15 protein-coding genes are annotated in these 14,684 nt (G+C 57.0%); 2 read left to right on the forward strand and 13 right to left on the reverse strand.

Features of this window, described 5'->3' with window-relative positions; genetic code table 11:
* The 7 genes from fliL to fliF all read right to left on the reverse strand — a co-directional run bounded on the left by fliL (nt 1) and on the right by fliF (nt 6,956).
* Nucleotides 1-468, reverse strand: coding sequence for a flagellar basal body-associated protein FliL (gene fliL / locus FHW74_RS18560; protein ID WP_183171838.1), 468 nt, complete (start codon nt 466-468; stop codon nt 1-3).
* Nucleotides 469-571: 103 nt separating this feature from the next.
* Nucleotides 572-1,759 carry a flagellar hook-length control protein FliK gene (locus FHW74_RS18565; RefSeq protein WP_183171839.1) on the reverse strand — a complete coding sequence of 396 codons (1,188 nt, stop codon included), beginning with the start codon at nt 1,757-1,759 and terminating at the stop codon, nt 572-574.
* Entirely contained in the window at nt 1,756-2,199 is a 444-nt protein-coding gene (gene fliJ, locus FHW74_RS18570) for a flagellar export protein FliJ (protein ID WP_183171840.1), read from the reverse strand. Before fliJ ends, FHW74_RS18565 begins: the two co-directional genes overlap by 4 nt.
* 21 nt (nt 2,200-2,220) lie before the next feature.
* Complete coding sequence (gene fliI / locus FHW74_RS18575) at nt 2,221-3,591, reverse strand: flagellar protein export ATPase FliI (protein ID WP_183171841.1); 1,371 nt, start codon at nt 3,589-3,591, stop codon at nt 2,221-2,223.
* The gene (gene fliH / locus FHW74_RS18580; protein ID WP_183171842.1) at nt 3,591-4,286 is read right to left on the reverse strand and encodes a flagellar assembly protein FliH; all 696 of its coding nucleotides are present in this window, start codon (nt 4,284-4,286) and stop codon (nt 3,591-3,593) included. The genes fliI and fliH overlap by 1 nt, the downstream gene beginning before the upstream one ends.
* Nucleotides 4,279-5,274, reverse strand: coding sequence for a flagellar motor switch protein FliG (gene fliG / locus FHW74_RS18585; RefSeq protein WP_183171843.1), 996 nt, complete (start codon nt 5,272-5,274; stop codon nt 4,279-4,281). The genes fliH and fliG overlap by 8 nt, the downstream gene beginning before the upstream one ends.
* Nucleotides 5,271-6,956, reverse strand: a complete 1,686-nt coding sequence (fliF, locus tag FHW74_RS18590; RefSeq protein WP_183171844.1) for a flagellar basal-body MS-ring/collar protein FliF — start codon at nt 6,954-6,956, stop codon at nt 5,271-5,273. Before fliF ends, fliG begins: the two co-directional genes overlap by 4 nt.
* A 226-nt stretch (nt 6,957-7,182) precedes the next feature.
* On the opposite strand from fliF, the gene fliE reads away from it, so the two are divergent.
* Nucleotides 7,183-7,494 (forward strand): flagellar hook-basal body complex protein FliE, encoded by a 312-nt coding sequence (gene fliE, locus FHW74_RS18595; protein ID WP_183171845.1) that lies wholly within the window; start codon nt 7,183-7,185, stop codon nt 7,492-7,494.
* A 41-nt stretch (nt 7,495-7,535) separates the two neighbouring features.
* Here fliE and FHW74_RS18600 read toward each other — a convergent pair whose 3' ends face one another.
* Together FHW74_RS18600 and FHW74_RS18605 are read right to left on the reverse strand one after the other, a co-directional pair.
* Nucleotides 7,536-8,327: an SDR family oxidoreductase gene (locus FHW74_RS18600; RefSeq protein ID WP_183171846.1), complete on the reverse strand. Its 792-nt coding sequence runs from the start codon at nt 8,325-8,327 to the stop codon at nt 7,536-7,538.
* Nucleotides 8,328-8,442: 115 nt separating this feature from the next.
* Nucleotides 8,443-8,889 (reverse strand): helix-turn-helix domain-containing protein, encoded by a 447-nt coding sequence (locus FHW74_RS18605; protein ID WP_183171847.1) that lies wholly within the window; start codon nt 8,887-8,889, stop codon nt 8,443-8,445.
* A gap of 160 nt (nt 8,890-9,049) precedes the next feature.
* On the opposite strand from FHW74_RS18605, the gene agp reads away from it, so the two are divergent.
* Entirely contained in the window at nt 9,050-10,288 is a 1,239-nt protein-coding gene (agp, locus tag FHW74_RS18610; RefSeq protein ID WP_183171848.1) for a bifunctional glucose-1-phosphatase/inositol phosphatase, read from the forward strand.
* Nucleotides 10,289-10,322: 34 nt separating this feature from the next.
* Here agp and FHW74_RS18615 read toward each other — a convergent pair whose 3' ends face one another.
* The 4 genes from FHW74_RS18615 to FHW74_RS18630 form a co-directional block, all read right to left on the reverse strand.
* Complete coding sequence (locus tag FHW74_RS18615) at nt 10,323-10,550, reverse strand: YccJ family protein (protein WP_183171849.1); 228 nt, start codon at nt 10,548-10,550, stop codon at nt 10,323-10,325.
* Between the two features lie 18 nt (nt 10,551-10,568).
* A complete protein-coding gene (gene wrbA, locus FHW74_RS18620; RefSeq protein WP_183171850.1) occupies nt 10,569-11,186 on the reverse strand; it encodes an NAD(P)H:quinone oxidoreductase in 618 nt (205 codons plus the stop codon).
* A 288-nt stretch (nt 11,187-11,474) separates the two neighbouring features.
* The gene (locus FHW74_RS18625; protein WP_183171851.1) at nt 11,475-12,344 is read right to left on the reverse strand and encodes a hypothetical protein; all 870 of its coding nucleotides are present in this window, start codon (nt 12,342-12,344) and stop codon (nt 11,475-11,477) included.
* A gap of 226 nt (nt 12,345-12,570) precedes the next feature.
* A complete protein-coding gene (locus tag FHW74_RS18630) occupies nt 12,571-14,466 on the reverse strand; it encodes a hypothetical protein (protein ID WP_183171852.1) in 1,896 nt (631 codons plus the stop codon).
* Nucleotides 14,467-14,684 lie beyond the last annotated feature (218 nt).

The raw sequence follows: 14,684 nt of genomic DNA on the forward strand, positions 1-14,684 counted from the left end.
CTACCGCAGAATAAAAGCTGTGTACAGCACGTCGGTCACGACCTGCTTCGGTTGGCCTGCCACCAGCGGCTGGGCAAGCGTCTCTTTAATGGCTTCAACCAGTTTCTGTTTACCTTCGTCAGTGGCGAGTTGCTCTGCGTTTTGACGGGAGAACAGCAGCAGTAAACGGCTGCGGATTTCCGGCAGGTATTCACTCAGACGCTGACGTGTGGCCTCGTCTTTCAGACGCAGCGTAATGCCGATATACAGCACCCGGTCAGCGTCGCCGAGGTTAACCGTAAAGGTATCCAGAGCATAAAACACCGGCGCCGGCGGCGGCTCGGGTTCCGCTTTTACTGGCGTTTCCGGCGCTTGTTGCATCCGCCAGTAGCTGTACCCTGCGGTGGCGCAGGCAGCAAGAGTAATGAGCACCAGTAACGGGATCCAGATGGAGCGTTTACGGCTTTTAGTGATTGCGCTGTCAGTCATCTGACCGTGTTTCCTCTATCAGTACTGCATAGTGGCTGATTATCCCGTGTCTGCGGGCGGTTAAAGCCTGGAAAAGACGTGAATATTCACGCTACCTCAGGCGTTAGGCAAAGATATCCACCGCGTTATCGCCACGGGCGATACGCTGCAGGCTGGCAGGGGCCGCCGCGCTCTCTTCGCCGCTACCGGCAAAACTAAACTGGCTACCGCGCGAGCCGCCCTGCTGCGGCTGGCCTTGCTGCTGCTGTTGTCCGGCAAAGCTTTCGCTGCTGATATCGCTCTGGCCCAGCTGAATGCCGCTTTCCGCCAGTTGGGTACGCAGCGTCGGCAGCGCGGCTTCCAGCGCGGCGCGCACATGGCTGTGCGGCGAGACAAACTGCATCTGCGCCAGGTTATCGTCGATTTTCAGCGAGATATGCACCTGGCCCAGGTCTTCCGGGTTAAGGCGCAGCTCGGCGCTCTGCTGGCCGTTACGGGTCATCAGGGTGACGTGTTGGCTGAATGCCTGCTGCCACTCGGCGCTACCCAGTTGGGCATTCAACACCGCGGTATGCGGCGTGGCGATAGCGGCGCTGGCCGGCGTGGTGGCCGTGGTCGCGCTGCTCACCAGCGGCTGCAACGCCGATGGCGTGGTCGGGCTGCTGGCGTTGGCGTAATTAAACAGCTTGTCGGCGTTGCCAGCGGCCTGCACTGCGTCATGCTGCTGCGGCGCAACGGCAGCAGTCGGCTGGGCCTGGGCAGTCACCGCCTGGGTGTCAGCACGGGTTTTACCGTCACTTTTCATTTCGCCGCGCGCATCGCCAGTCAGCGTTTTCGCCAGCGAGCTGGTCGCGGAAGCCAGCGCCGCCGTTGCCGTCGTGCTGGTCTGGCCGCTTACGCTTTCTTGCGCCAGTGCCGCGGTTTGCTGATGCGGCAGCATGGCGAACAGGGCGCTTAATGCCGCCATATCCTGCTCGTTGAGCGGTTTATCATCCGCAACGCTTTTGATGTTATCGGCCACGGCCGCAGTGGTGTCAGCGTTACCGTCAGCCGGGGCGTTCAGCCCGGCCAGCACCGCGTCGAGCAGGCTTTTAGCCTCTGCATCATCCGCCATCTCGCCGGGCTTCAGCGCCAGTTTCTGTGTGCCGTTAGCCAGCGCGTCGAGGTCAAGGGTTTTGCCATCGCCCAGCGCGGGCAGCGCCTGGCTTAACAGCGCCAGAAAAGCGTCGCCGTTCGGGGCGGTTTTATCGGACCCTGACAGACCGGCGACATCCCCTTCGGGGATGACTGAAATTTTAGGTAATGTAATCATTCGCTTTTCCGAAATGACGCGCGCTGCGCAAACTCATCCATACGTTTTTGATCGAGCCGGTTTTCCGCCAACAGCGCGGCGCTGGCCTGACGATCGGATAGCGTCTGCCATGCCTGCAAACGCTGCTTTTTCTCTTTCCAGAAACCCAATGCCTGATCGACTTTGGAGTTCCACTGCATTAACTGCTGACGGTGCTGTTCAATCGCCTTTTCCAGCGTCTGAATAAACTGCTGGTAGTTTTGCCAGCGGGTACTGGCGATGCCCTGGCTCATATCCTGGTTCAGGTTGTTGCGGTACTCGTGCTGGTAGTCGATCAGCATATTGAGCTGATCCTGAGCCTGCTGGCACCCCCGCCGCATTTCACCTAACCGCAAAGCCGCGTCATCAACTTCTTTTTCCGCAAGATCTTTTAAGGTGTTAAGCGCATTGCTCTGACTCATGGTTACCTCACTTACGCCTCGTTACACCGTCGGGAAGATCAGCTCCAGTGCCTGTAGCGAATTCTCGACGTCGGCACGCTCGAAAATGCCCTGTTGTAAAAACGCCTCCAGCTGCGGCCAGAGCGCGATGGCCTTATCCAGTAACGGATCGCTGCCTTTGGCGTACGCCCCCACGCTCACCAGATCGCGGTTGCGTTGAAAACTCGACAGTAACTGCTTAAACATCCGCACCCGGGCGTAGTGTTGATCGGTGATCAATGCCGTCATGGCGCGGCTGATGGAGGCTTCAATATCAATGGCCGGATAGTGGCCCGCTTCCGCCAGGCGGCGCGACAGCACGATATGGCCGTCGAGGATCGCGCGCGCCGAGTCGGCGATGGGGTCCTGCTGATCATCGCCTTCGGTCAGGACGGTATAAAACGCGGTAATCGAGCCGCCGCCGGTGATGCCGTTGCCCGCGCGCTCCACCAGCGCCGGCAGTTTGGCGAATACCGAAGGCGGGTAGCCTTTGGTGGCGGGCGGTTCGCCGATCGCCAGCGCGATTTCACGCTGGGCCATGGCGTAGCGGGTCAGGGAATCCATAATCAGCAGTACGTGCTGGCCGCGATCGCGAAAATCTTCGGCGATGCGCGTGGCGTAGGCCGCGCCCTGCATACGCAGCAGGGGAGAGACATCCGCTGGCGCGGCGATCACCACCGAGCGCGCGCGCCCCTCAAGGCCGAGTATATTTTCGATAAAATCTTTTACTTCACGGCCACGCTCGCCAATCAGCCCGACGACAATCACGTCCGCCTGGGTGTAACGGGCCATCATGCCTAACAGCACGCTTTTGCCGACGCCGGAACCGGCGAACAGGCCCATACGCTGGCCGCGTCCGACGGTAAGCAGGGCGTTGATCGGGCGCACGCCCACGTCCAACACGTCTTCAATCGGGGTACGCTGTAACGGGTTAAAGGGCGGGGTGATCAGCGCGCCGGTGGATTCGGTTTCCGGTGCGGGCAGGCCGTCGAGCGGTTTGCCGCTGCCGTCCAGCACGCGGCCCAACAGCTCCGGGCCCAGCGGCAGTTGTTTGCCGCTTTGCAAATTGTCGCCCACCGCGTGGCGGGCATAGACCCGTGCGCCGGGCAAAATGCCTTCTACTTCTTCCAGCGGCATCAGAAACAGTTTCTGGCCGTTAAAGCCCACCACTTCGCTTTCCACTTCCTGGGTCTGGCTGCCGTTCTGGCGCTCTATGATGCAGGTCGCCCCCAGCGGCAATTGCAGGCCGGTGGCTTCCAGCACCAGGCCGGTGGCGCGGGTCAGCCGCCCGTAGCGGCGTACCGGCGGCAGTTGGGCGATTTTGGCTTCAAAGGCGTCGAGCGACGCCAGCCAGCGGGTGAGCCGGGCGGTCATTACACCACTCCCGGGGCGGCGAGGCGGCAGAGTTCCTGCCAGCGAGTGGCGACGCTGGCGTCGAGATCGCCTTCGTCCGCCGACACCTTACACCCGCCGGGGTGCAGCGTCGGGTCGCCGCGCAACCGCCAGCCGTGCAGGCTAAGGGTCGCGCCGAGCATCTCTTCCACGCGCTGTAAATCGTCCGGATGAACGCGCAATTGCGGCTTGCCACTGAACAGCGGCTCCTGCTGCAACAGCAGTTGGATCTGTTTAATCAGGGCGTTGTTATCGACCCCGGCGCTCTGGCCAATCACCTGGCGCGCGGCCTCCAGCGCCATCTGCATCAGGCGGGAAGCAATCACGCTGTCGAGGGCGTCGAGGGTGTTCTGGAATTCACTCACCAACAGCTGCATCCGGGCATGCACCGGGGCCTGCTGGTTGCGGGCTTCCGCCATGCCCTGCTCGACGCCTTTCTGGAAACCTTCCTGGCGGCCCTGTTCAAACCCCTGGCTGCGGCCTTCGGCAACACCCGCGTTATAGCCCTGCTCGTGGGCCTGGGTTTGCAGCATCGCCAACTGCTGTTGCAAGTGTTGCTCCTGCTGGGCGGCGGTGAGCTCTCCGCTGGGCTCTGTCGCTTCCGGCATAACAAAGTCCGTGGCAGGCGGGGCGAGATCGTCAGGCAGCCAGCGCTGCCAGGCCGGTTGATTAGACATAGGTATCCTCGCCGCTGCCAATCACCATCTCGCCGGTTTCCGCCAGACGACGGACGATCAGCAGAATCGCCTTCTGCTCGTTCTCCACCTGGGAGAGGCGCACCGGGCCACGGTTGGCCAGGTCGTCGCGCAGAATATCCGCCGCACGCTGGGACATATTGCGCAGGAACTTCTCGCGCAGCGGCTGTTCGGCACCTTTGAGCGCCACCAGCAGCGATTCGGAATCCACTTCCTGGAGCAGGCGCTGGATACTGCGGTCGTCCACTTCCACCAGGTTTTCGAACAGGAACATCTCGTCGATAATTTTCTGCGCCAGGTCGCCGTCGAACTCGCGTACTGCTGTGATAACCGCTTCTTCCTGCTGGGTTTTCATCAGGTTGATAATCTCGGCTGCGGTTCTTACGCCGCCCATTTTGCTGCGCTTGAGGTTCTGGCCGTCGAGCAGGTTGTTGAGCACTTCGGTCAGCTCCGCCAGCGCGGCAGGCTGGACGCCGCCGAAAGTGGCGATACGCAGCATCACGTCGTGACGCAGGCGTTCATCAAACAGGGCAAGAATATCCGCCGCCTGGCCGCGTTTGAGGTGGACCAGGATGGTAGCGATAATCTGCGGATGCTCGTCGCGGATAAGATCGGCCGCGCTCTGCGGTTCCATAAAGTTGAGCGTCTCCATACCCGAGGTGGTCTCTTTGGTATCGAGAATATCCTCCAGCAGGCTGGCGGCGCGCTCTTCGCCCAGCGCTTTGATCAACACCGAACGCAGGTAGTCGTTGGCGTTGACGCTCAGCGCCGCGAACTGTTCCGCTTCCTGTTCAAACTCCGCCAGCACGTCGGTCAACTGCTTGTTGGATATTTGGCGCACGTTGGCCATCGCGGCGCTCAGGTGCTGCACTTCGCGCGGGGAGAGGTGTTTGAACACCTCCGCCGCCCGGTCTTCGCCGATGGTCATCAGCAAAATGGCGCTTTTGTCGGTACCGGTCAGTTCACTCATAGTTCGTTACTCATCCACTGGCGAATGACCAGCGCCACGACGCGCGGATCGTTATCAGACATTTCACGGATACGCTGGCTCATCACCTCGGCGCTCAGGCGCTGGGTGGTGCGGCGCTGCTGGGTTTGCTCGTCGCGAGTCAGGCGAACTTCCACCGCGTCTTCCATCTCTTTCTGCTGGCGAGCCACTTCCTGGACGGCTTTGGTCTCTTCGGCACGGCGCTGCAATTGCGGACGAACCGCTTTGCGCCACAGCAGCCAGGCGACAATCAGTACAATCAGCCAGCGGCCTGCGGACATCAGCTGGTCGATAAAGCTCTGCTGTTGCCAGAACGGCAGTTCGCCGCCGGTTTCCAGCGTTTCGGTGAACGGCGAGTTCACCACATTCAGGGTGTCGCCGCGCGGTTCGCTAAAGCCCATGGCTTCGCGGGTCAGATCTTCGATCTGCTTCATCTGATCGCTGGTCAGCGGCAGCGGCTTGCCGTCCGGCAGCGTGCGGTAGTTGACCACCACCGCCACGGACAGGCGCTGCACATCGCCGGTGTTCATTTTGGTATGGCGAATGGTGCGATCGACTTCGTAGTTGGTGGTTTCGTCGCGCTGGGTATTACGCGGTACGGCGCTGTTGTTATTGGCCGTTTGCGTGCGCTGGCCGTTGTTCTGGGCGTTTTGCGGGTTCTGGCCCGGCGGCGCGTCGATAGGCGCGTTATTGGCCGGGGCTGGCTGGTTTGACAGCGCGCCCGGCACGCCGCCTGGTAAGCCGCTGCCGATCTGCTCGTTTGTGTTTAACTGGCGTGAACGGATGGCGGCCTGGTTTGGATCGGTATTCGGGCGGTACTGCTCTTCGGTTTGCTCTTTGCTGGCGAAGTCAATCTGCGCGGTCACCTGGGCGTGAACGTTGCCGTTACCGACGATAGGACCGAGGATGGCTTCAATACGGCGCTGCACACGCCCTTCAACGTCGGCGGCGTACTTGAGCTGCGCATCATTGAGATCGCGCCCGGCGGTGTTGGACGGGGTTAACAGGTGCCCCCCCTGATCCACCAGCGTCACGTTACCCGGCGGCAGACCGGCTACCGCGCTGGAGACCATATGTACCACGGCGGTGATCTGCCCTTCATCCAGCGCGCGGCCCGGCTCCAGATTCACCGTAACGGAAGCGGAAGGGGCTTTTTGCTCGCGGACAAACAGCGACGGTTTTGGCATGGCAAGGTGAACGCGGGCGCTTTTCACCGGGCCCAGAGTTTCGATGGTGCGCGACAGTTCGCCTTCCAGCGCGCGCTGGTAGTTGACCTGCTCACTGAACTGGCTGATGCCGAATTTTTCCTGATCCAGCAGTTCAAACCCAACCGCGCCGCCTTTCGGCAGGCCGAGCCCGGCCATCTTCAGGCGCAGTTCATGCACGTTATCCGCCGGCACCATGATCGCGCCCCCGTTATCGGAGAACCGGTACGGCACGTTCATTTGGGTGAGCTGAGTAACGATGGCGCCGCCATCTTTTTCACTGAGGTTACTGTACAGAACCCGGTAATCCGGCGTTTTCGCCCACAGGACCAGGGCCACGATAATCGCGACCGCGGCCGCACTGGCGACCATCAACGGAATACGAGGATTTGCTCGCAGGCGGGTTAACCATTCGTTGGCTTTATTTGCTGGCGCTTGAGCCGGAGCAGCGGTATTCATCGCGCACCTCGATGCTCAGCGTGGACAACAATTTTAGTGTTATGAAGCAAAACGGACTCCCGGGTGCAACGTGCACAATAACTTCCACAATGATGGCGCTGCCATTATTTGGCTTTCCGGAATTTTCGATGAAGCAAATAGATGAGATTTTAGTGGCTATTTAACGCCTTTATCTCATTGACAAGGTGTTAACCTCCGTCTACTCGAAATGATCCAGGGGAGTGTCATGTCCATTCAGGGGATTGAAGGCGTCGTCCAGCAGTTGCAGGCTACCATGCTGTCTGCGCGCAATACGCCAGTACAACCGCAGCCCGCCGTGAGTTTTGCCGGTGAACTTCAGGCCGCGCTGGGCCGCATCAGTGAGACCCAGAACGCCGCCCGCGCACAGGCGAACCAGTTTTCACTCGGCGCGCCCGGCGTTTCGCTTAATGATGTGATGGTCGATTTGCAGAAGTCATCGGTATCGCTACAGATGGGCATCCAGGTGCGCAACAAGCTGGTGGCGGCCTATCAGGACGTGATGAATATGCAGGTCTAGTACGGGAAGGCCATCGCTGGCCTTCTGTGCGTTGACACCGCTTAGCTGCCATAACGCGGTGCCGGAACACCCGTGCGCGATGCACTAAACACGGCCAGCCGCGCCTCTTCATAACGCTCCCACAGCGCCATATCGTGCAGCGGCGGGATGGTGATGTTTTCCCCTTGCGCCAGCCCGGCGAGGGCAGCATCGACCATATCCTCGGTGGTCATTACCGTACCTTCAGGGAGTTGCGCATGCGTAATGCCGGAGTGCCCCCAGATTTCCGTTGCCGTAATCGACGGCATCACCACCTGAATACGCACGCCGCTTTCGGCGAATTCGGCCTGTAACCCGCGCGAGAAATTTAATACGAAAGCTTTGGTGCCGCTGTACAGCGCGGTTTCACCGCGAGCGTGGATGGACAGTGTCGAGGCGATATTAATAATTGTCCCGGCGTTACGCGCTTTAAACCGTGGCAGTGCCGCCAGCGACAGGCGGGTGAGGGCGGTAATATTCAGGGTAATAATCTGCTGATGCGCCTGGGCGCTGCTGTCCAGAAACGAGGCCATATGCGCGGCACCGGCGTTATTTACCAGCAGGGTGATGGCGTCATTGTCACGCAGTTCGTTTTCTACCGCGTTGATACCCGCTTCGACAGTTAAATCCGCCACCAGTAGGGTTACCGTGACGGCAAAGCGTTCGGTCAACTGCTGCGCCAGGGTTTGTAAACGATCCGCGCGACGTGCCACCAGAATCAAGTTATAGCCCTGGGCGGCCAGCCTGTCGGCGTAAACCGCGCCGATACCGGAAGATGCGCCAGTGATTAATGCGGTAGAAGAAGAGGTGCTCATAATGGACTCCTGAGAATTAGGTTGCATATTGAAACTGAATTAACTGTAGATAATTTGGTTTTATAATGCAACCAAATGGCGCGCTATTTTTTTAACCAAAAAAGCGGTAAAAGGTTCAGCGGACCGGTAACCTGGGCTCGACTTCGGTGGGATCCAGTTTGCGGCCATCTTCTGCGATCAGTTCCAGACGGCGCAGCGGTTTGCGATCTGTACTGTCCACCAGCACGGTAGCGGCGTCGCCCGCATCAAACAGAAAATCATTGCCCCACTGGGACAGCGCCACCAGTACCGTTTGCAGCGCGCGGCCTTTTTCTGTCAGGACATACTCCTGCCAGGCGCTGCCGTCAGATGCCGGTTGCAGACGCAGAATATCTTCGTCAACCAGTTGCTTCAGGCGTACGGTAAGCATATTTTTGGCAATGCCCAGGCTTTTCTGGAATTCACCAAAGCGCGTGATACCGCGTAGCGCATCGCGTACAATCAGTAGCGACCACCAGTCGCCGATAATATCCAGTGACCGGGCGACCGGGCAGGTCGTGTTAGCCATACGGGTCCGTTTCATCGCATCTCCTTAAAAAAACCGGCATATGGTTTCATTATAAAACTTATTCGCCGGAATGCCTAACCTGTCATAAAACCGTCATTTTGCGATTCGCTCGCCGGGGCGTTGAGTTTTTTTCTGCCACACTGGTTGCTGGAATACACGTCCTGAGGAACCTGGCATGAATAAAACCACACTCGCAATGACGCTTGCCTCTGTATTACTTATCCCCGCTCTGGCGCAGGCGCAAACCGCGCCGGAAGGTTACCAGCTCCAGCAGGTCTTGCTGATGAGCCGCCATAACTTACGCGCGCCGCTCGCCAACAACGGCAGCGTGCTTGAACAATCCACCGCGCAAAAATGGCCGGAGTGGGATGTCCCCGGCGGGCAACTCACTACCAAAGGCGGCGTGCTGGAAGTGTATATGGGCCACTATTTCCGCGAATGGTTTGCCCGGCAGGGGCTGGTCACCAGCGGTGAATGCCCGGCGAATAACCGGGTTTACGCCTACGCCAACAGCCTTCAGCGCACAGTCGCCACCGCGCAGTTCTTTATTACCGGCGCGTTTCCGGGCTGTGATATTCCGGTCCATCACCAGGAAAAAATGGGCACCATGGACCCGACCTTCAACCCGGTGATCACCAATACCTCCCCAGAATTTCAGCAGGCGGCGCTGAAAGCCATGGAAACCCAGCGCGGGGAATATCAGCTGGATGAAAGCTATAAACTGCTGGAAGAGGTGACCGGGTATGACGACTCGCCGTCCTGCAAACAGAAACAGGTGTGTGATTTAACGGCGGCGAAAGATACCTTTAGCGCTAAACCCACCGAGGAACCGGGCGTCAGCGGGCCGTTAAAAGTGGGTAACTCGCTGGTGGATGCCTTTACGCTTCAGTATTACGAAGGCTTTCCGATGGATGAGGTCGCCTGGGGCCAGATCAAAACCGACAAGCAGTGGAGTGTGTTGTCGAAGCTGAAAAACGGCTATCAGGATACGCTGTTCACTTCGCCGGATGTGGCGCGTAACGTGGCCGCCCCGCTGGTGAAATATATCCAGAAAGCGCTGGTGACCGAGAAGCAAGGGCCGGCAGTAACGGTGCTGGTGGGCCATGATTCCAATATCGCCTCGCTGCTGACGGCGCTGGATTTTAAACCCTATCAGCTGACTCACCAGTATGAGCGCACGCCCATCGGCGGGAAAATCCTGTTCCAGCGCTGGCATGACAGCAAAACCAACCGCGATTTGATGAAGATTGAATATGTTTATCAGAGTAGCGACCAGTTGCGCGACGCCACGCCGCTGAACCTGGAAAATCCGCCGCAGCGTGTCACGCTGCAACTGAACGGCTGCCCAACCGACAGCGACGGTTTTTGCCCGTGGGATAAATTTGCCGGGGTGTTAGAAGCGGCAGTGAAATAACGGGGTGCCCCCGTCACCGGACGGGGGCGTTCACTCAGACGTTTTTCCGTTCAATGGTTTGCTCGCCCCAGAACAGCGAGTCTTTGTCGGTTTTTTCAAAGGCGCGGATCAGCACTTCATCATTGCCTTCTTCCCAAATTTTCTCCGCCAGTTTTTCATCATAATCCGCCACTTCAAAAATGGCTTCGGCAATTTCCGGCGAGGTATTTCTCAGACTGGCCCATTCACCCACGTGATGAGCTTTTGATTGTTGATTTGGCATCAATATTCTCCTGTACCTTTAGCCTTTGAGTTTGACCGCCAGGCTGGCGACGTGTTGGCCCTGATAACGGGCAATGGATAACTCTTCTTCACTGGGTTGACGCGAGCCGTCGCCGCCCGCAATGGTGGTGGCACCGTAGGGCGTGCCGCCGCGTACCTGTGAAATATCAAACAGCTCTTTAGTGCCATAGCCGATTGGCACAATCACCATCCCATGATGCGCAAGGGTAGTCCAGGTGGACGTAATGGTTTGTTCCTGGCCGCCGCCGGTGCCGGTGGAGCTGAACACGCTGGCGATTTTTCCATACAGCGCGCCGGAGGCCCACAAACCGCCGGTCTGGTCCCAGAATGTGCGCATCTGGCCTGACATATTGCCGAAACGGGTCGGGGTACCCACGATAATTGCATCGTAATTCACCAGTTCCTGCACCGTGGCTTCTGGCGTGGTTTGCGCTTTGCCGCCAGCTTTCGCGAAGACGTCAGGAGGCATAGTTTCCGGGACTCGCTTTACCTCTACCGCCACGCCGTCAACGCGCTTGGCACCTTCTGCTACGGCCTGGGCCATGGTTTCGATGTGTCCGTACATTGAGTAATAAAGAACCAATATTCTCACACTACCTTGTTCTGAATTTTGCATGTATCACACCCTCAGTGCTGTGGAATTCTTCTTTGAGTGTAGCAAATGAAAAGCGTCGTCTCGCCAGCACGCGGCTTGGAAATAAACAGGAGTCAGGCGGGGGGGAGGGGTGTCAGACTGACCACATCACAAATCATGCAAGGCTTGAATGCCTCAGTATCGGCGGATGGATCAGTCTGCTCAGTCCTTCATTTTATTATGGTGTGTTGTGTTTCAGGGATTGAGGATCCCGTTGTGGTTGCGCGGTAAAAGTCAGTTATTAGTCATTATTGTTTATTGAGAAATCGGTTACTTTTTTGGCAATGAATATCCAAACTTATCCAGCGAAAGGCCATCCGCCTGTTGGATTGCCTGAGAGAGCGCCTGATAATATCGCTCCACCCCATACTCTTTGATCTCCGCCAGCATCGCACGGACAGGCGCACAAAAGATTTCAGGATTGCCTGCGTCAACGCGTTTATTGTTTGGCGGCAGGCTTCCGGTAATGGCCTTAAACCAGGTGCGGACAGCACCTTTCAGCGCGGCTGGCGCTTTGGCCAGATCCTCATGACCGGTCAGGATCCGCATGGTAGGGAACTGGTCATTATGAATCGCCTTTTCCAGGCGTAAAAAGAACGGGTTAAATATCTCGAAGCTATTCAGATCGCGGACTTTTGGCTGAGTAGAGAGCCGGTTTTTATTGCCGATTTTCGCGGCGGGTTTCTGGTCGGGGGCTGTGGCGGCAGATTTGTCCAGTTGCAGATCGAACAGGAGATCGCAATGGGTTCTGCGTTCATTAACATCGTTAAAGGTATCGAGAAACACCTTGATGAAATCGACGATGGAAAGGTCGTACATTTCATTATTAACCAGCCACTGTTCGCGTAAGAACTTGCCCAAATCCGGGTACCAGTCTGGGGTGACCGACGTCGCAGGCTTCAATTTGCCTTTTGCATCAAATTCAACAAATTCCGTGCCATTAGCAAACGCAAAACAACAGTTTTTAAGTTTTGGCAGCGGAGCGCCCGCCGCAAAATCTATCGTGCCTTTAATCCACTCAACCACGGTGGAGGAGATAGAAAAGGTGGTTTCATTGTCATCGCGTATGACATAACTCAGATCGGCGGGTGTCTCGACACCAGGCTTGATCCCTTTTATTTCGAGAAAAATATGAGCCATTTTAATGGATTCCTGTTGATTTACCTCGCAACCATAACACAAAAAAAGTCAACATTGCATTAACTGGCCGTGCGGGAAGTGTGTGAAAAGTGTAATGACTCTGCACAGGCTACCGCTTCAGTACCCGCGATTGATGCTGCTCGTTAGCTTCATTTATATCTGTCGTTTCAGCGCTAAATAAAAAAGGGCGCCTAAGCGCCCTTGAGAAGAGTGAATAAGAGGATTATCAGAAATCGCCTGAGAAGCCTACCGAGGCCATCCAGCCGCCATCCATTGAGGTCGATGCCTGCGCGGTGGCTGCGGTATGTTCAGTAATGCTATGAGATAACCCGCCCGCCAGCGCAGCGCCGTCACCGTTGGATGTTCCCGCAGAAATCGCATAAGCATCATTGGAGTGATAGTGCAAACCGGTCATCGCCGCCGCGTTATTCAGACCACGCTTAAGCTGTTGGCGTGTGTCATCAATCCGTTGCGAGTTACGATCAATGCGCTGGGAGTTATGTTGAATATCAGCAGCGTTTTGATTAATCCGCGTCGTATTCTGATTAATCGCCACGGCGTTACGCTGAACGTACTCGCCCTGCGCAGTTTGCTCTGAACGAATATCGCGGATGGAAACGGCATTTTTGCTGATGTTTTGCGTATTTGTGCTGATATCTTCATTGTTTTTGATGATATCGGCTCTATTTTTGTTGATTTCGCCTTTGTTATCGTTAATCGCATTCTTATTGATTGCTGCATCGTGCAATGCCGCGTCAGCATGGGTTCGCGCAGTGCTGAGAGCTGTGTCCTGGCTGTCATCTCGCTTATCCTGATTGACTACGACATCAGAGAGTTGAGCTACCGGGATATCGCTATGTTGTTCGGCAGTTCTTTGCTGGTTAGCCAGGGTCAGGGCTTCACCGCGCTCAGCCGCCAGCTGGTGGTAACGCTGAACTTGGGATGCCTTGAGTGCATCTTTTTGTGATGCGGTACGCTGCTGGTTCATGGCAGTCAGTTCCGCATCCTTCAGGGCATTGGCCTGAGCCTGGGTACGCTGCTGGTTCATGGCTGTCAGCTCTGCACCTTGCAGGGCGTCAGCCTGCGGCTGGGTGCGCTGCTGGTTGGCTTCGGTCAGGGCCTCACCACGTTCAGTTGCCAGCTGGTGGTAACGCTGAGCCTGGGATGCTTTCAGGGCATCTTTCTGCGACGCGGTGCGCGCCTGGTTCATCGCCGTCAGTTCTGAACCTTCCAGGGCTTCCGCCTGCGGCTGGGTGCGGATCCGGTTGGCCACTTCACGCAGCAGACCGTTGCCCTGTTCCTGGATCTGCTGGGCTTTAAGATCTTTGAAGCGCTGGACACGGGCGGCGTTAAGCGCATCTTTCTGCGACGCGGTACGCGCCTGGTTCATTGTCGTCAGCTCTGCACCCTGAAGTGCATCGGCCTGAGCCTGGGCGCGCTGCTGATTGGCTTCGGTCAGGGCTTCACCACGTTCAGCTGCCAGCTGGTGGTAACGCTGAGCCTGAGATGCTTTCAGGGCATCGGTCTGAGCCTGAGTACGCTGCTGGTTCATCGCCGTCAGCTCTGAACCCTGCAGGGCTTCCGCCTGCGGCTGGGTGCGGATCCGGTTGGCCACTTCACGCAGCAGACCGTTGGCCTGCTCCTGGATCTGCTGGGCTTTAAGCTCTTTGAAACGCTGGACATGGGCGGCGTTAAGCGCATCTTTCTGCGCCTGAGCGCGCAGCTGATTGGCTTCGGTCAGGGCCTGACCGCGCTCAGCTGCCAGCTGGTGGTAACGTAGAGCCTGTGCTGCTTTCAGGGCTGAAGCCTGAGGCGCAGTACGCTGCTGATTCATTGCAATCAGATCGGCATTGGTAGGGTAACTCGTGGCGCTTGCGGTATGAATGATTGGCTGTGCTTTAATATCAGCCAGGATACCCGATATGCCAGCTTGATTTGCAAATGAATCAACAACGGCGCGGTCATGATCATTAAGACTAAAGTAAGACTTCTTGGCGTTATTGAAGTCATTACCCTGCGCCATTGCGATAAACTGGGTGATGTCTGCATTCGCTGCATGCGCCATATTCATTGAAGATGCCGCAATGACCGCCAGAGTTATCAACTTTATCGACGTTTTCATTTATTTTTTTCCTGTTTTCAAAGTATTAGCCAGTCAAAGAGGCCCTTTATAGCGTTGGTTTCTATTTGCTTTTTAAATGCGTCTCTTAAAACGCTCTTAAAAGAGATAGTTTATTCATTGTCTATTTCTTGGGTTTTTGTTGTCTATTTCAATGCGTGGATTTTAGATTCGACCTTCAAGGCGTTCAACGTTTTTGGCTGCACTTATTACTGACTTAA

The organism is Atlantibacter sp. RC6 (genome assembly GCF_014193285.1).
Classification (GTDB): domain Bacteria; phylum Pseudomonadota; class Gammaproteobacteria; order Enterobacterales; family Enterobacteriaceae; genus Atlantibacter.

Coding starts and splice junctions, on each gene's coding strand:
- FHW74_RS18565 (WP_183171839.1), bottom strand. CDS start 1,759: ATGATTACATTACCTAAAATTTCAGTCATCCCCGAAGGGGATGTCGCC.
- FHW74_RS18625 (WP_183171851.1), bottom strand. CDS start 12,344: ATGGCTCATATTTTTCTCGAAATAAAAGGGATCAAGCCTGGTGTCGAG.
- FHW74_RS18600 (WP_183171846.1), bottom strand. CDS start 8,327: ATGAGCACCTCTTCTTCTACCGCATTAATCACTGGCGCATCTTCCGGT.
- fliL (WP_183171838.1), bottom strand. CDS start 468: ATGACTGACAGCGCAATCACTAAAAGCCGTAAACGCTCCATCTGGATC.
- agp (WP_183171848.1), top strand. CDS start 9,050: ATGAATAAAACCACACTCGCAATGACGCTTGCCTCTGTATTACTTATC.
- fliG (WP_183171843.1), bottom strand. CDS start 5,274: ATGAGTGAACTGACCGGTACCGACAAAAGCGCCATTTTGCTGATGACC.
- wrbA (WP_183171850.1), bottom strand. CDS start 11,186: ATGCAAAATTCAGAACAAGGTAGTGTGAGAATATTGGTTCTTTATTAC.
- fliE (WP_183171845.1), top strand. CDS start 7,183: ATGTCCATTCAGGGGATTGAAGGCGTCGTCCAGCAGTTGCAGGCTACC.
- fliH (WP_183171842.1), bottom strand. CDS start 4,286: ATGTCTAATCAACCGGCCTGGCAGCGCTGGCTGCCTGACGATCTCGCC.
- FHW74_RS18630 (WP_183171852.1), bottom strand. CDS start 14,466: ATGAAAACGTCGATAAAGTTGATAACTCTGGCGGTCATTGCGGCATCT.
- fliF (WP_183171844.1), bottom strand. CDS start 6,956: ATGAATACCGCTGCTCCGGCTCAAGCGCCAGCAAATAAAGCCAACGAA.
- fliI (WP_183171841.1), bottom strand. CDS start 3,591: ATGACCGCCCGGCTCACCCGCTGGCTGGCGTCGCTCGACGCCTTTGAA.
- FHW74_RS18605 (WP_183171847.1), bottom strand. CDS start 8,889: ATGAAACGGACCCGTATGGCTAACACGACCTGCCCGGTCGCCCGGTCA.
- fliJ (WP_183171840.1), bottom strand. CDS start 2,199: ATGAGTCAGAGCAATGCGCTTAACACCTTAAAAGATCTTGCGGAAAAA.
- FHW74_RS18615 (WP_183171849.1), bottom strand. CDS start 10,550: ATGCCAAATCAACAATCAAAAGCTCATCACGTGGGTGAATGGGCCAGT.